Origin of the sequence: Streptomyces sp. NRRL S-1022 (assembly GCF_000720135.1) — a bacterium.
Classification (GTDB): domain Bacteria; phylum Actinomycetota; class Actinomycetes; order Streptomycetales; family Streptomycetaceae; genus Streptomyces.
Map to the genome: position 1 here is coordinate 251,622 of NZ_JOIU01000002.1, position 16,303 is coordinate 267,924.

Sequence of the window (16,303 nt, forward strand, 5' to 3'; positions counted from 1 at the left end):
AGTCTAATGTTCCGGCCTGACGACACATGACAGCGCCCGGCACCTTTGACGGTGCCGGGCACTGGGGTCGTACGGGTGGTTACGCCCGCCCGGCCGACTTCTGGGTCTTGCGGGTCACCGCGTCGATGACGACGGTGGCCAGCAGGACGCCGCCGGTGATCATGTACTGGACCGGGGAGGCGATGCCCTGCAGGGCGAGGCCGTACTGGATCGAGACGATGACCAGCACGCCGAGGAGCGCGTTCCAGGTCCGGCCCCGGCCGCCGAAGAGGGACGTGCCGCCGATCACGGCCGCCGCGATCGCGTTCATCAGCAGGTCACCGCCACCGGCACCCTGGTTGGCCGAGGTGATCTTGGAGGCGATGAACAGGCCGCCGATGGCGGCGAAGGTCCCGGAGATCGCGTATACCGAGATCCGGACCGCCGCGACGTTGATGCCGGCCCGGCGGGACGCCTCGATGCTGCCGCCGAGCGCGAAGATCTTCCGGCCGTACGCCGTGCGGCGCAGCACGAAGTCGGTGATCACCAGGACCGCCAGGAACAGCACCACGGCCAGCGGCAGGCCCTTGTACTGGTTGAAGACGGCGGCGGCGGCGAAGGCCACGACGGCGAGGAGCACCGTGCGGACGATGATCTCGCTCAGCGGACGCGACGGCACACCCGCGGCCTCACGGCGGCGGTTGTCGAAGAACGCGGTGAGGAAGAACACCACGACGGCGACCGCGGCGAGGCCGTAGGCGGCTGCCACGTCGCTGAAGTAGTAGCCGCTCAGCTTGGCGACCAGACCGCTGTCGTCCAGGTTGATCGTGCCGTTGCTGCCGAGGATCTGGAGCATGAAGCCGTTCCAGAACAGCAGGCCGGCCAGGGTGACGGCGAACGCCGGGACACCGACCCGGGCGAAGAAGAAGCCGTGGATGGCGCCCGCGACCGCGCCGGTGAGGATGGCGAGGATCAGCGCCAGCCACTCGGCCATGCCGTGCGTGATGTTGAGCACGGCGAAGGTGGCGCCCGCGACACCGCTGACCGAACCGACCGACAGGTCGATCTCGCCGAGCAGCAGCACGAAGACGATACCGACGGCGATCATGCCCGTGCCGACCATGGCCACGGAGATGTCGGACAGGTTGCCCGCGGTGAGGAAGTTGGAGTTCAGGCTCGCGAAGATCGCCCAGATGACGATCAGGCCGACGACGACCGGGATCGAGCCGAGGTCACCGGCGCGGATCTTGCGCTTGAACTCGCCGACGTAGCCGGCGAAGCCCTGCTCGCGCACGAGCAGCCGGGGGTCGACGGCCACGTCCGAGCCGGCGGCCGCCTCCGGGTTCTCCGCGGTCTGCGGGCCGGCAGGGGCGGAGGTCTTGTCGATGCTCACTTCTGAGCCTCCCCGTTGCGCGCCGCACGACGGGTCACGGCGTTGTCCGTGGCACCGGTGATGGCGGAGATGATCTCTTCCTGCGAGGTGGACTTGACCTCGAACACGCCGTTGTTGCGCCCCAGGCGCAGCACGGCGACCTTGTCCGCCACGGCCTTCACATCGGCCATGTTGTGGCTGATGAGGATCACGGCGTGGCCGCGCTCGCGCAGCCGCTCCACGAGGTCGAGGACCTGCGCGGTCTGCTCGACACCGAGGGCCGCGGTGGGCTCGTCGAGGATGACCAGCTTGGGCTCGCCGAGCATGGAGCGGGCGATGGCCACGGTCTGGCGTTGACCGCCGGACAGCGAGGCGATCGGAATGCGCACGCTGGGGATGCGGATCGACAGCGTGGTGAGCAGCTCACGGGAGCGGCGCTCCATCTCCACCTCGTCCAGGACGCCGCGCTTGCGCAGCTCCCGGCCCAGGTAGAGGTTGCCGACGACGTCGATGTTGTCGCACAGCGCGAGGTCCTGGTAGACGGTCGCGATGCCCAGGTTCTGGGCGTCGTGCGGCTTGCTGATCTGTACGGCTTTGCCGTCCCACTCGATGACGCCCTCATCGATGGGATGCACGCCGGCGATCGTCTTGACCAGCGTGGACTTTCCGGCGCCGTTGTCGCCCACCAGGGCGACCACTTCACCGGCGTGGACCTCAAGCTCGACGTCGGTGAGCGCCTGGACGGCACCGAACCGCTTGGAGACCCCGCGCAACGCCAGCACGGGCGTAGCGGACACGTGAACCATCTCCTTCGCCGCCTGACCCGGCGGGAGGTTGTGCAGAAGTTTGGAAAGGGGGTCCGTCCGGCGCCCCGCCCTAGCTTTGCGGGGCTGGTGGATGCGGGGCGCCGGAGGGGCTTGTCACCGCGCGCGCCTGCCCGGGGGATGCTCCGGGGAACTCGCGCGTACGGTAAGCGTCGTGCGGCTGCTTACTTCAGACCGATCTTGTCGCAGGCCGACTTGTACTTGTCGGTGCAGATGTCGCTGATCGTGTAGAAGCCGTCCTTGATGACGGTCTGCTTGATGTTGTCCTTGGTCAGCGAGACGACCGGGACGATGACCGAGGGAACCTGCTTCGCGGTCGGGCTGTCGACCTTGCTCGTGGCGATGGAGTCGAGCTTCTCACCCTTGCCGAGCGCGACGGCCATCTTAGCGGCCACGGCGGCCTCCTGCGGGTAGGACTTGTACACGCTCATGTACTGGTCGCCCGTCACGATGCGCTGCACACCGGCCAGCTCGGCGTCCTGGCCGGTCACCGGGACGCTGATGCCCGCGGCCTTGAGCGCGGTGATGATACCGCCGGCCATGCCGTCGTTGGCGGAGTAGACGCCCACGATGTTCTTCTTGCCGAGGGCGGAGATGGCGCCCTCCATGTTGGCGTTGGCGTTCTCCGGCTTCCACTCCTTGGTGTCGTACGACTTGGCGATGTCGACCTTGCCCTTGAGCTCCGCCAGCGCGCCCTTCTTGAAGAAGGCGGCGTTCGGGTCGGTGATCGCGCCGTTCATCATGACGATCTTGGCGGAGGGCTTGGCCTTGCCGCCCAGCGCCTTCAGCAGGGCCTTGCCCTGGGTGTGACCGACCTCTTCGTTGTCGAAGGAGGTGTAGGCGTCGATCGGGCCCTCGGCCAGGCGGTCGTAGGCGACGACCGGGATGCCGGCGTCCTTGGCCTTCTTGACCGAGCTGGCGATGGCCTTGGAGTCCACCGCGTCCACGATCAGCACGTCGACCTTGTTGGTCACCATCGTGTCGACCTGCTGGTTCTGCGTGGTGGCGTCCTGCTTGGCGTTCGCGTAGACGACCTTGCCCTTGCCGTTCGTCAGGTCCTTGACCTGCTTCTCGATGATGGGCTTGTCGAACTTCTCGTAACGCGCGGTCTGGTTCTCCGGAAGGAGCAGACCCACCGTGATGGCGTCGCCCTTCTTCGAACCGGAGCTGGAGTGGTCGCTGTTGCCCTTGGCTTCCTTGGCGCTGCCACAGGCGGCCAGCGACACGGCCATCGCACCGGCGGCAACGGCAACGGCGGCACGACGCATACGTGCGTTCACTTGTGAAACCTCCCTGACGAGGCCGCGTCGTTGCGGCCGAGGTGGCTGGAAGTCAACTCGGCCACACGTGCGACGTCAAGAAGTAAATCCTTAACGAGATGGCAACGGTGCCATCCGTTCTCTAAGTGAAGGCAGGGGTCGCCACGGGGAGTACCCCCTCCAAAAGGGTCGAATCGCCCATCTCGCTGAGAGCGAGGGCGAGCGCTCCGAGCACCTCCGCACGGCCTCCAAGCGCCCCGGGGAGAACGGACAGTTGGCGCGCCGCGCTGGGGATGGCGTAGCGGCCGACGGACTCCCTGATCGGCCCGAGCACCAGCTCACCGGCCTCGGCGAGATCACCACCGAGGACCACCCGGCTCGGGTTCAGCAGATTGCAGAGATTGGCCACCCCGCTGCCGATGTGGCGGCCGACGTCGGCGATCACGCGACGGCAGCCCGGGTCACCGTCCCTGGCCAGCCGTACGACGCCTTCCAAGGTCAGGTCGGTGCCGTGGCTGGGCTGGAGCAGCGGGAGCACATAGCGCGCCGCCGCGAAGGTCTCCAGGCAGCCGCGGTTCCCGCAGCGGCAGACCGGGCCGGATTCATCGAGTGTAATATGCCCGATTTCTCCGGCTGTGCCGCCTGGGCCGCGGTAGATCTTCCCGTCGATGACCAGGCCGGCGCCGACACCGCTCGCCACCTTGATGTACGCGAGGTCCCGCACACCCTTGCCACTGCCCCAGACCAGCTCGCCCAGGGCGCCGAGGTTGGCGTCGTTGTCCACGTGCACGGGCACGCCGAGCCGTTCGCGCAGCTCCTCGGCGGGCTTGGTGCCGCCCCAGCCGGGCAGGATCGCGGTCGATCCCAGCGTGCCCGACTCCACGTCGATCGGGCCCGGCACGCCGAGCCCCACGCCGGCCACCTTGGTCCGGTCCACGCCGGTCGCCGCGATCAGCCGGTTGACCAGCTGTTCGGCCCGGTCGAAGCCCTGGTCGGCGGAGGCGTCGACGTCCAGCGGCTCGGCCTCCTCGGCCAGCACCTGGTGGGCGAGGTTCCCGATCGCGACGCGCAGATGGGTGTGCCCGAAGTCCACGCCGATCACGATCCCGGCGTCCCCGCTCAGGCTGACGCTGCGGGCCCGGCGCCCGCCCGCCGACGTGGGCGTGACCTCGACGGTTCCGCCGTCCTTCAGCTCCCGCACGATGTTCGAGACGGTCGCCGCGGACAGCCCGGTCGTCCGCGCGATCTCCGCCTGCGTGAGGGACCCGGCCAGGCGTACGGCCCGGACGACCCGCTCCAGGTTGGCCCGGTGCAGTGACGACTGCGACCCTGGAGTCTCCACGACGACCTCCTGAGCGCGGGGCCGCTTCGGCGAGGCCCCGTGTATGTCCAACTAGTGAACTCTAAGCTGAGCCGTTCGGGGCGACTTCCGTCAAGAGGTTGAACTGTTTCGGGGTACCCGGTACGCGCGCGAGTGCGCCGTCCCCGGTGCCGGGGACGGCGTGCGCGCGGTGGCTGCGGGGCCCTGCTACTTCAGCGTCGCCGAGGTCAGACCCGCCTGCACCTGGCGCTGGAACGACAGGTAGACCACCAGCATCGGGATCATGGCAATCGTCACACCCGCGAAGAGAACGGGCAGGTCGGAGGCGTACCCCTGCTGCTGTTGCAGCTGGATCAGGCCCTGGGTGAGGACGTACCGTTCGGGGTCGTCACCGCTCTGCGGCTGCATCAGGACCGTGGGCAGGATGAACTGGTTCCACTGGCCCAGAGTGTTGAAGATGCCCACGCTGATCAGCCCGGGCTTGGCCATCGGCAGCATCACCTGGAAGAAGGTACGGGTGTGCGAGGCACCGTCCAGGATCGCCGCCTCGAAGACCGCCGTGGGCAGGGTCCGGAAGAAGGCGTGCATGAAGAACACCGTGAACGGCATCGAGTAGGCGATGTAGACCAGGATCAGCCCCTGGTAGGTGTTCAGCATGTCCAGCCGTTTGACCATGAAGAACAGCGGGACCAGGGCCAGGAAGACCGGGAACATGGCGCCGGCCACGAAGAAGTAGTACAGCAGCCGGTTGCCCCGGAACGGGTACCGGGCCAGCACGTACGCGGCCATCGACCCGAACAGCATGGTCAGCGGCACGGAGAACACCAGCACGATCACGGTGTTCAGGAAGTAGTCCCCGATGCCCTTGTCCCAGGCGCGGCCGAAGACGCCGAGGGTCCAGTTCTGCGGCCAGCCGAGGGCCGAGCCGCCGATCTGGGCGTCGGTCTTGAAGGCGCTGAGCACCAGCCACAGCAGCGGCAGCACGATCAGCAGGGCCCACAGGGCGAGGAAGCCGTGGGAGAAGACGTTCAGGACCACGCCCTCGCCGCGCCGGTCGTCCGGCCGGACGGGGACCTTGGCCACCGTCCGCCCGGCCGGGGCGGGGGCGGTCTCCTTGATGGGTGCGCTCATCGTCGTCGCTCCGCTCAGAACTCGATGCGCTCGCGGCGGGTGGCGCGCAGCGTGACCACGGACAGGACCAGCGTGAGCAGCAGCATGACCACGCCCATGGCGCAGGCGTACCCGCTCTTGCCGTAATAGAGGAAGTTCCGCATCATCACCGTCGACATCACGTCGCTGTGGTGGTCGGGGCCGCCGCCGTACGCGCCCATGTTCTGGGTCATCGAGGAGACCAGGACGAACATGTCCATGGCGACGATGCCGAGGTAGACCCAGGCGGTCTGCACCGAGTCCCACAGCAGCGGCAGGGTGATGCGGAAGAAGGACTGGTTCCGGCTCGCCCCGTCGATCAGGGCGGCCTCGTAGATGTCCCGCGGGATGGACTGCATCGCGGCCGAGAACAGCACCAGGTAGAAGCCGACGCCGTGCCAGACCACGACGAGCAGCAGCGCCCACAGCACCATGTTCGGTTCGTTGAGCCATTCCACCGGACTGTCGGCGTCGACCAGCCCGAGTTTGATCAGCAGGCCGTTGAGCAGGCCGCCGCCGTCACTGCGGTACACCGCGTTGAACAGCACCGCGAGGATGGCCAGCGACAGCACCTGCGGGAAGAAATAGAGGATCTTGTAGAACTTCGCGCCGGCGACTCCCTGCACCCCGCCCGCCCGGCCGCGCCCGCCCGCGTTCAGCATGAACGCGAAGAACAGGGCGAGCAGAATGGTGATCACCGGGATGAAGATCAGGAAGAGGATGTTGTGCCAGATGGCCTCCAGGAAGACGTCGTCCTGGAGCAGCTTCCTGTAATTGTCCAGACCAACGAAGCGGAAGGTCTGGGACTGCCCCTTCCAGTCGGTCAGCGAATAGCCGAACGTCTGGAGGTACGGCCAGATCACGAAGATCACGTAAAGCGCCACGGGAACGACGAGAAATCCCGCGACGAACCGGTACTGCCCTTTGCGCATGACTTTCGACCGCCCTGTGGTATCGCGCCCCGGAGGGGCGCGGGGAACTGCGCGACCAGCCGCAACGGACCGGCACTCGCCGGCGCCCCGCACCCCTGTGACGACTAGGCGAACCTAATCCCGGTGGTTCTTCTTGGACGCGGGGTCCTTGGCCTGCTTGTCCACCGCCGCCTGACACCGCTTCAGCCACTCCTTCGGCTGAATCCGCTTGGACATCAGCTCGTTGGACGCGGCCTCGATGGCGGTCCCCATCTCGCCGTACCACTCGGTGTACAGGTAACGGAAGGTGTGGGCACCGGCCGCCTTGGAGGCCTCGACCGTGGACTGCGTACCCGGCCGCAGCCGGACACCCGGGTCGACGCCGTCCTTGAGGATCGTCAGCGAGTTGGCCTGCTTGGCGAAGAGCGTCGACCACTCCTTGGAGAGCATGTGCCGCATGAACTCCTTCGCCGCCGGCAGGTTCTTCGCCTTGGCCGGGATGATGAAGGGCTCGCCCGAGCCGGCCCGGATGGCCTCGAAGGGCAGCTTGCTGCCGGGCAGCAGCGGCATCGGCAGGAACTTCATGTCGAAGTCGGTCGGCGTCTGCTTGAGCTGCTCGTTCTCCAGCCAGGAGCCGGAGGTGATGAACGCGGCCTTGTACTGGTTCCAGCGGGTCTGCGACTCGGTGTGGGTCAGGCCGTTCGTACCGGGCATCAGATAGCCCTTCTCGACCACCTCGTAGATCGCCTCGATGGCGTCCTGGGCGGCCTCGGAGCCGACGAACGCCTTGGGGTCGAGGTTGTCGATCGCCTTCATGGCGTCCAGGCCGCCCTTCTTGGCGATCAGGTCCATGATGGCGACGTTGATGTAGTACGGGTACTTGCCCTGGTGGGCGAGGCCGCCGATGCCCTGCGACTTGGCGTCCTTGCAGACGGCGAGGAAGTCCGCCCAGGTCTTGGGCTCCTCCCAGCCCTTCTCCTTGAAGAGCTTGCCGGAGTACCACAGACCCCAGACCGTGTAGATGTAGTTCAGCGCGACGATCTTGCCCTCCTGCATGCCCGGGTCGAGCGTGCCGGGGATCAGGGTGTCGCGGACCTTCTTGGCGGGGTCGTCCACCGAGGGCGCGTCCAGCACCTCGGAAAGGTCCAGCAGCTGGCCGTTCTTGTACAGGACGTCGACCTTGATCTGCTGCGCGCCGGAGTCGTCCACGAGGTCCGGCGGGTTGCCCGCGTTGAAGCGCGGCTGGAGCTTGCCGGTGATCTCCTGGGTGCCGGTGTGCGTGGAGGTGATGCCGAGCTTCCTGCCGAAGTCGGCCTCCCACGCCCTGGCGTAATCGTCGCCGTATCCGCCCTTGAAGACGACGACGTCGAGCTTGCTGCCCTTCTCGGCACCGAACGGGTTGTCCTTGGACGTCTTTCCCTTGGTGCCGCCCTCCCCCGAGTCGCCGTCCCCGCCGCCGCTGGCGCAGGCGGACAGCAGGCCCATTCCGGGTGCGGCGACCAGGCCGAGTGCCGCGGACCGCTTGATCAGATCACGACGGCCCACACCTTCGGCACCGTGGTGCGCAGTGGATCCCATGCTCAAGTCCTCGCCTTCTCCAGGACTCAGGCGGTGAACCGGATCCTCCCCGGCACCGCTGTCGGGTAGTGCTGGGTCGTGCTGGAAACGCCGACAGGTATAGTCCACTTCCCGTCGACGGAGCAAGATCGAATGCATGGTTCGCGTTGGGTCTTTTCCGAGTTGAGACCTCGCGGAAATATGACGGCCCGACGGAGGACCCCGTGGAAAAAGTCGCGACATAACTCCCTGAATGCCACGGTCAACACCCTTGACACCAACGGCCACTTGACCACCTACTGGTTCCTGCGCCCGTAGCTGACAACGTTGTCCGGAGGGGGCGCAGGAGGGGAAATCCCAAGATGCAGCGGAGAACGCGGCACAGATGGACTCCGGCGGCCGTCCTCACGGCCGCCTTTGTCATGGCCGTCGGCGGGCAGGGCGCCGCGGTCGCCCTGCCCGCCAAGGCTCCAACGGCCGAACGGGAGTTCGCATCCTCGTTCGAGGTGGGCGATCCGGCGCCGGACTGGCTGAACACCGTGGACACCGGACCGGACGGCGAGAAGCGCGCCTCGGGCGTCGACGGCGGCTACAGCACCGGCATCCCGGGCAACGTCACCGATCACGTCACCGAGGTCCGGGCGAGCGCCGACAACGCGGGCGCCGGCGAGGTCGAGGAGAACCTCGTCGACGGCGAGCCCGGCACCAAGTGGCTGACGTTCGAGCCCACCGGCTGGGTGGAGTTCGACCTGGACAAGCCCATCAGAATAGCGACCTACGCGCTGACCTCGGCCAACGACTACGCCGAGCGCGACCCCGAGGACTGGACCCTCAAGGGCTCGGCCGACGGCAAGGACTGGAAGACGGTCGACACCCGCGCGGGCGAGACGTTCGCCGAGCGGTTCAGCACGAAGTCGTACGACCTCGCCGAACCGGCGGAGTACCAGTACTTCCGGCTGGAGGTGACGAGGAACGCCGGCGCCCCGGACATCCTGCAGCTGGCCGACGTGCAGCTGTCCACCGGAGGCACCGGCGGTCCGGTGCCGCAGGACATGCTGACCCTGGTCGACAAGGGACCGAGCGGCTCCCCGACCGCCAAGGCGCGGGCCGGGTTCACCGGAAAGCGTGCCCTGCGCTACGCCGGCCGGCACACGGCGGCCGGCCGGGCCTACTCGTACAACAAGGTCTTCGACGTGAACGTGAAGGTGAGCGGCGACACCGAGCTGTCGTACCGCATCTTCCCGTCGATGGCCGAGGGCGACCGCGACTACGACGCCACGAACGTCTCCGTCGACCTGGCCTTCACCGACGGTACCTACCTGAGCGGCCTGGGCGCCCTGGACCAGCACGGCTTCCCGCTCTCCCCGCGCGGGCAGGGCGGGTCGAAGGCCCTGTACGTCAACCAGTGGAACGACGTGTCGGCGCGGATCGGCCCGGTGGCGGCCGGCCGGACCGTCGACCGGATCCTGGTGGCGTACGACTCCCCCGACGGCCCGGCGAAGTTCCGCGGCTGGCTGGACGACGTGACCCTGCAGCCGGTGGCCCCCGAGAAGCCGAGGGCGCACCTGTCGGACTACGCGCTGACCACCCGGGGCACCAACTCCAGCGGCAGCTTCTCGCGGGGCAACGACTTCCCGGCGACGGCCCTGCCGCACGGGTTCAACTTCTGGACGCCGGTGACCAACGCGTCCTCGCTCAGCTGGCTGTACGAGTACGCACGTGCGAACAACGCGGACAACCTGCCGACGATCCAGGCGTTCAGCGCGAGCCACGAGCCGAGCCCGTGGATGGGCGACCGGCAGACCTTCCAGCTGATGCCGTCGGCCGCCTCCGGCACCCCGGACACCGGCCGCGAGGCGCGGGAGCTGCCCTTCCGGCACGAGAACGAGACCGCGCGGCCGTACTACTACGGGGTGCGGTTCGAGAACGGTCTCAAGGCCGAGATGACCCCGACCGACCACGCGGCCGTGCTCCGCTTCACCTACCCCGGCGACAACGCGAACGTGCTGTTCGACAACGTCACCGAGCAGGCCGGCCTGACGCTGGACAAGGAGCACGGGATCGTCACCGGCTACTCGGACGTGAAGTCGGGCCTGTCCACCGGTGCCACCCGGCTGTTCGTGTACGGCGAGTTCGACAAGCCCGTCACCGAGGGCACGTCGAGCGGGGTGAAGGGGTACCTGCGGTTCGACGCGGGCGCCGACCGCACCGTCACGCTGCGCCTGGCGACCTCGCTCATCGGCATCGACCAGGCGAAGGACAACCTGCGCCGGGAGATCCCGGACGGCACCTCCTTCGACGCGGTCCGGACGCGGGCCCGGCATGCCTGGGACACCCTGCTCGGCAAGGTCGAGGTGGAGGGGGCGACCCCGGACCAGCTGACCACCCTGTACTCCGGTCTGTACCGGCTCTACCTGTACCCGAACTCCGGCTTCGAGCAGGTCGACGGCAAGGACCGGTACGCCTCGCCGTTCTCCCCGATGCCGGGTCCGGACACCCCGGCGCACACCGGCGCGAAGATCGTCGACGGCAGGGTGTACGTGAACAACGGCTTCTGGGACACCTACCGGACCACCTGGCCGGCGTACTCGTTCCTGACGCCGTCCCAGGCCGGCGAGATGGTCGACGGGTTCGTGCAGCAGTACAAGGACGGCGGCTGGACCTCGCGCTGGTCCTCCCCCGGCTACGCCGACCTGATGACCGGCACCTCCTCGGACGTGGCGTTCGCCGACGCCTACGTCAAGGGCGTGCGGTTCGACGCGAAGGCGGCGTACGACGCGGCCGTGAAGAACGCGACCGTCGTTCCGCCGATGTCGGGCGTGGGCCGCAAGGGCATGAGCACCTCGCCCTTCCTCGGCTACACCTCGACCGCCACGCACGAGGGCCTGTCGTGGGCGATGGAGGGCTACGTCAACGACTACGGCATCGCCAGGATGGGCGAGGCGCTGTACCGGAAGACGGGCGAGAAGCGCTACCGGGAGGAGTCGGAGTACTTCCTCAACCGGGCCCGGGACTACGTGAACCTCTTCGACGCCAAGGCGGGCTTCTTCCAGGGCCGCGACGCGCAGGGCGCCTGGCGCGTGGACTCCGCGCGGTACGACCCCCGGGTGTGGGGCTACGACTACACGGAGACCAACGGCTGGGGGTACGCGTTCACCGCCCCGCAGGACAGCCGGGGCCTGGCCAACCTGTACGGCGGCCGGCAGGGCCTCGCGGACAAGCTGGACGAGTACTTCGCCACCCCGGAGACCGCCTCCCCCGACCACGTCGGCTCCTACGGCGGGGTCATCCACGAGATGACCGAGGCACGGGACGTCCGGATGGGCATGTACGGCCACTCCAACCAGGTCGCGCACCACGTCATCTACATGTACGACGCGGCCGGCCGGCCCTGGAAGGCGCAGGCGTACGTCCGTGAGGCGCTCTCCCGGCTGTACACCGGCAGCGAGATCGGGCAGGGCTACCACGGCGACGAGGACAACGGCGAGCAGTCGGCCTGGTACCTCTTCTCCGCGCTCGGTTTCTACCCGCTGGTGATGGGCAGCGGCGAGTACTCCATCGGCTCCCCGTTGTTCAAGCAGGTCACCGTGCACCTGGAGAACGGCCGGGACCTGGTGGTGCGGGCGCCCCGGAACAGCGCGAAGAACGTCTACGTCCAGGGGGTCAGGGTCAACGGCCGTCCCTGGACGTCGACTTCGCTGCCGCACTCGCTGCTCGCCAAGGGCGGGGTGCTGGACTTCGCCATGGGTCCGAAGCCGTCGGCGTGGGGCACGGGCAAGGACGCGGGCCCGGTCTCCGTCACCCGGGACGACAAGGTGCCGACGCCCCGCGCGGACGTGCTGAAGGGTGACGGCCCGCTCTTCGACGACACCTCGGCGACGAGCGCGACGCTCACCTCGGCGGACCTCCCGGCCGAGGGCGGGGTACGGCCGGTGCAGTACACGCTGACCTCGGGAGCCGACCACACGAAGGCACCGGCCGGCTGGACCCTGGAGGGCTCCACCGACGGCACGACCTGGCGGACCCTGGACCACCGCTCCGGGGAATCGTTCGCCTGGGACCGCCAGACCCGCGCCTTCACCATCACCGCACCGGGCACGTTCACCAGGTACCGCCTGGTCCTGGACGGCGAGTCGACCCTGGCGGAGGTGGAACTGCTGGGCTGACCCGGAACACCGGAAGGGGGCGGGCCCGGATGGGCCCGCCCCCGCACCGTGTCCGCGCTCAGCCCGTGGCGAGGGTGAACACGTGCAGGTCCGTGTCGCGCGGGAGCGTGACGGACCTGATCTGCTTGCCCGCCGGGGCCTGGTACGGCTTGGTGGCGAAGACGTACGTCGCCACCGGGTCCTTGTCCGCGCCGGCGACATTGCGGTACGCGGTCCTGGCCACGACCTCGTTGCCGTACTGGACGGAGCCGCCACCGCCGCCCACGGTCCAGTCGGTGAAGGACAGGTCGGCGGTGCCGGTGGTGCCGTCGGTGTAGGTGACGGTCGCCTCGGCCCGCTGGTCGCCGTTGACGGCGCTGCCGATGAAGGACAGGGTGCCCGCCGGGCTCGCGAGCTGGATGGTCTGACCGGACGCCGAGGCGTTGTCGGGGCGGCCGGCGGGTGAGGCGGGCCAGGTGAAGGCGAGGCCGCCGGCCGTGCCGTGACCGCCCGGGGTGAGGCCGGCCGCCGCGAGGGCCTGCCGGGAGTAGCTCCAGCCGCCGCCGTCGTAGTCGGCCTCGTCGTGCTCGCCCGCGTCGTCGGAGACGCCGGTGCTGTTGTAGGCGGCGAGCAGGGTGCCCGGGGCGGCCACGGTGAGCGCCACCGGCTGCTCGTACGAGGAGCCGCCCGAGGTCACCGTGACCTCGACGTCGGCGAAGCCCTGCTCGGCGTCCTCGGCGGCGGTGAGGGTGATCTGCCGGGCGCCGTCGGTGACCGTGCCCTCGGCGGGCTCGGCCGTGACACCGGCCGGGGTCCGCACCCGGAAGCGCACCTCGGGGCCGCTGCCACCGGTCAGCGACAGCGCGCGGATGCCGATCGTCGTGCGGTCACCGGGGGCGACGGTGGCCGTGGTGGGCCCGACACCGATCTGGTACGGCTGCTCGCCCGCCCGGAAGGACGGCGGCGGGCTGTCCGCGCCCCAGCCGCGGTCCGGGGTGGCGGACAGGGTGTAGTCGAGCCGGCCGCCGTCCCGGACGAAGGAGGCGGGCAGCCACGCGCGGTCACTGGTGCGGCCGTTCACCTTCAGGGACCGCACGTACGGCGCGTCGGCCACCGCTCCGGCGGCCCGGACCGAGATGTCGTGGCCGTGCGGCCGGTCGATCTCGATCCGCTCGAACAGCGGCGAGGCGAGGACCAGTTCGGCGCGGGACGGCACCTGCGGGTACATGCCGAGGGCGGAGAAGACGTACCAGGCGGACATCGCGCCGAGGTCGTCGTTGCCCGGGATGCCGGCGGGCTCGGTGGACCACAGCTGCCGCATGGCCGCGCGGACGGTCTCCTGCGTCTTGTAGGGGGCGCCCGCGTAGGCGTACAGGTAGGGGACGTTGATCGACGGTTCGTTGTCGAGTTCGGACTTGGTGCCGCCGTTGCCGGTGAAGGCCCAGCCGCCGGCGTCGTCGTGGAAGAAGTCGTCCAGCCGGGCGAGCGCCGCGTCCCGGCCGCCCAGCGCGGCGAAGAGGCCCGCCGGGTCGTGCGGGACCATCCAGGTGTACTGGGCCGCCGAGCCCTCGACGAACCCGTTGCCGGTGTCCGGGGTGAAGCCGGTGACCCAGCTGCCGTCGGCCTTGCGGTTGGCGATGTAGCCGCCGTCCGGCGCGGCGGCGATGTCGAAGTTGTTCTGCCACCACTGGGCGCGGTGGGCGAAGGCGTCCGCCGTGTCCTTCTCCCCCGCCGCCCGGGCGAGCTGGGAGATCGCGAAGTCCGCGGTGGACATCTCCAGCGTCTCGGCCGCGCCGCCCCAGGCGTTGGACACGCTCGGCATGTAGTGCAGCTTGAGGTACTTGTCGAGGGAGGGGCGCTGGCCCGCGGACAGCACGGGCTTGCCGGCCGGGGACAGGTCCTGCGGTGTGGGCACGGTCGCCGCCCGCACCAGGGACTTCAGGGCGCCCTTGAGGTCGAAGTCGGTACCGCCGAAGGCGCGGATGCCGGCGAGCGCGGTCGGCGAGGGGTCGCCGTTCATGACGTGGGTGCCGCTCGCGCCGTGCAGCCAGCGGTCCCACACGCCGCCGTTCTGCCGGGCCAGCTCGTACAGGGACTGCGCGATGTCGGAGCCGGTGCGCGGGTCGAGCAGCGTCAGCAGCTGGACCTGGTCGCGGTAGACGTCCCAGCCGGAGAAGGTGCCGTACTGGGCCCGCCGGCGGCGGTCGACCCTGTGCACGCGGCCGTCGGCGCCCCGGTACCGGCCGTCGGCGTCGCTGATGACGTTCGGGTGCAGCAGCGCGTGGTAGAGCGCGGTGTAGAAGGTGGTGCGCTCGGCGTCCGTGCCGCCGCCGACCCGGACGGCCCCGAGCCGCTCCCGCCAGGCCCGCCGGGCCGCTTCCCGGACCGCGTCGAAGGACCGCCCCGGCGGGTTCTCGGCGGCCAGGTTGGCCGCGGCGGCCTCCCTGCTGACGTAGGAGATGCCGACCTTGGCGTTCACCGGGCCGTCACCGGGCGCGAACTCGACGTATCCGCCGGCGCCCTGGCCGGCGACCGGCCGGCCGCCGTGCGTGAAGCCGCCGGTGCCGCCGGAGGTCTCCAGGGAGCCGGGCTCCAGGCGGTCGTCGTGCCAGGTGCCGGCGGCCCGGAAGGGGCGGTCGAAGCGGGCGGTGAAGTAGAGCGTGTAGTAGGCGCGTCGGCCTTCGGGGTCGAGGTAGCCGCAGAAGTTGCCGGAGGTGACCGAGCCGGAGACGGTGCGGGTGTCCGGGTCGATGGTGACCGTCGAGTCCGCCGAGCCGGCCTCGGAGTTGGCGGTGCGCACGAGCAGGGAGGCGGGCTTGCCGGCCGGGTAGGTGAAGCGGGCCGAGCCGGTGCGCGCGGTGGCGGTGAGGTCGGCGGTGACGCCGGAGGCCAGGCCGACCCGGTAGTGGCCGGGTTCGGCCCTCTCGTCGGCGTGCCGGAAGCCGGAGGCGTAGACGGCGTCCTCGGTGTCGCTCGCCGGGGAGGAGGTGACCTCGCCGGCGTACGGGAGGAACGGGATGTCGCCGCTGCCGCCCGCGCAGCCGGTGCCGGACATGTGGGTGAGGCTGAAACCGCGGATGCGGGTGGCGTCGTACTGGTAGCCGCCCGGGGCCGCGGTCCTGGTCGCGTCGCCGCGGGTGTTCTCCGGGCTCCAGGACAGCATGCCGAACGGCAGGACGGCGCCCGGGAAGACGTCGCCGCCGTTCCTGGTGCCGATCAGCGGATCGACGTACGGGGTGGGGTCCTCGACGAGGACGGCGGGGGCGGCGGTCGCCGCCAGGGCGGGGGTCGCGGTGCCGCCGGTCGCGAGGAGCGCGGTCAGCAGCAGGGAAGCGGGTCTCGAACGCATGACGCGGCCCTTCCTCCTAACGGACGGGTCGCGCACCACAGGTCGCACAAGCCGCAGGGACAGTAACGTGCGCCACCGGTACCACGGAAGACCGCGTACGCGCCGTCCGGCGCACGCCGGTATCACCCGGTCGGGCTAGCCAAGTGGCTTGACGTCGTTGTCGGTTCGGACGGTAGAGTCATGTACAGACCATTTGACAACGATGTCGCGCGGCCAGTTCGCCGCACAAGCCACGCACTTCGAGCAGGCCATCCCCTCCGGGCAGGTACCCCACCCCCCTCACCTGCCCGGCTCGCGGACCCGGTGCGCACAGCCACCGGGTCCGCCCAGAGCGGCCCCGGCCGCGGCCCCGGGCCGGCGGCACGCCGTCGCTGTGACGGCGCTCCCTTCGCGTCTCCCTGGAAGGCCGGCACCGGCTGGAGGCACACTTGACAAGG

The 16,303-nt window shown here is 69.5% G+C and carries 9 protein-coding genes; 1 reads left to right on the plus strand and 8 read right to left on the minus strand.

Annotated features, from left to right (window positions below):
• Positions 1 to 79 precede the first annotated feature (79 nt).
• The 7 genes from IG05_RS0102935 to ngcE all read right to left on the minus strand — a co-directional run bounded on the left by IG05_RS0102935 (position 80) and on the right by ngcE (position 8,393).
• Entirely contained in the window at positions 80 to 1,372 is a 1,293-nt protein-coding gene (locus IG05_RS0102935) for a sugar ABC transporter permease (RefSeq protein ID WP_030338754.1), read from the minus strand.
• Positions 1,369 to 2,157, minus strand: a complete 789-nt coding sequence (locus IG05_RS0102940) for an ATP-binding cassette domain-containing protein (RefSeq protein ID WP_030338755.1) — start codon at positions 2,155 to 2,157, stop codon at positions 1,369 to 1,371. Before IG05_RS0102940 ends, IG05_RS0102935 begins: the two co-directional genes overlap by 4 nt.
• A 182-nt stretch (positions 2,158 to 2,339) precedes the next feature.
• Positions 2,340 to 3,443 carry a substrate-binding domain-containing protein gene (locus IG05_RS0102945; RefSeq protein WP_030338756.1) on the minus strand — a complete coding sequence of 368 codons (1,104 nt, stop codon included), beginning with the start codon at positions 3,441 to 3,443 and terminating at the stop codon, positions 2,340 to 2,342.
• Between the two features lie 133 nt (positions 3,444 to 3,576).
• Positions 3,577 to 4,776 carry an ROK family transcriptional regulator gene (locus IG05_RS0102950; protein WP_030338757.1) on the minus strand — a complete coding sequence of 400 codons (1,200 nt, stop codon included), beginning with the start codon at positions 4,774 to 4,776 and terminating at the stop codon, positions 3,577 to 3,579.
• A 186-nt stretch (positions 4,777 to 4,962) separates the two neighbouring features.
• Positions 4,963 to 5,886, minus strand: coding sequence for a carbohydrate ABC transporter permease (locus IG05_RS0102955; protein ID WP_030338758.1), 924 nt, complete (start codon positions 5,884 to 5,886; stop codon positions 4,963 to 4,965).
• Between the two features lie 14 nt (positions 5,887 to 5,900).
• A complete protein-coding gene (locus IG05_RS0102960; protein ID WP_030338759.1) occupies positions 5,901 to 6,836 on the minus strand; it encodes a carbohydrate ABC transporter permease in 936 nt (311 codons plus the stop codon).
• Between the two features lie 114 nt (positions 6,837 to 6,950).
• Positions 6,951 to 8,393, minus strand: a complete 1,443-nt coding sequence (gene ngcE, locus IG05_RS0102965) for an N-acetylglucosamine/diacetylchitobiose ABC transporter substrate-binding protein (RefSeq protein ID WP_030338760.1) — start codon at positions 8,391 to 8,393, stop codon at positions 6,951 to 6,953.
• A 341-nt stretch (positions 8,394 to 8,734) separates the two neighbouring features.
• On the opposite strand from ngcE, the gene IG05_RS0102970 reads away from it, so the two are divergent.
• Positions 8,735 to 12,538, plus strand: a complete 3,804-nt coding sequence (locus IG05_RS0102970; RefSeq protein WP_199808231.1) for a GH92 family glycosyl hydrolase — start codon at positions 8,735 to 8,737, stop codon at positions 12,536 to 12,538.
• Between the two features lie 58 nt (positions 12,539 to 12,596).
• On the opposite strand, the gene IG05_RS0102975 is transcribed toward IG05_RS0102970, so the two are convergent.
• Positions 12,597 to 15,866 carry a GH92 family glycosyl hydrolase gene (locus IG05_RS0102975; protein ID WP_030338763.1) on the minus strand — a complete coding sequence of 1,090 codons (3,270 nt, stop codon included), beginning with the start codon at positions 15,864 to 15,866 and terminating at the stop codon, positions 12,597 to 12,599.
• Positions 15,867 to 16,303: the final 437 nt, after the last annotated feature.

Coding starts and splice junctions, on each gene's coding strand:
- IG05_RS0102940 (WP_030338755.1), bottom strand. CDS start 2,157: ATGGTTCACGTGTCCGCTACGCCCGTGCTGGCGTTGCGCGGGGTCTCC.
- IG05_RS0102970 (WP_199808231.1), top strand. CDS start 8,735: ATGCAGCGGAGAACGCGGCACAGATGGACTCCGGCGGCCGTCCTCACG.
- IG05_RS0102975 (WP_030338763.1), bottom strand. CDS start 15,866: ATGCGTTCGAGACCCGCTTCCCTGCTGCTGACCGCGCTCCTCGCGACC.
- IG05_RS0102955 (WP_030338758.1), bottom strand. CDS start 5,886: ATGAGCGCACCCATCAAGGAGACCGCCCCCGCCCCGGCCGGGCGGACG.
- IG05_RS0102945 (WP_030338756.1), bottom strand. CDS start 3,443: ATGCGTCGTGCCGCCGTTGCCGTTGCCGCCGGTGCGATGGCCGTGTCG.
- ngcE (WP_030338760.1), bottom strand. CDS start 8,393: ATGGGATCCACTGCGCACCACGGTGCCGAAGGTGTGGGCCGTCGTGAT.
- IG05_RS0102960 (WP_030338759.1), bottom strand. CDS start 6,836: ATGCGCAAAGGGCAGTACCGGTTCGTCGCGGGATTTCTCGTCGTTCCC.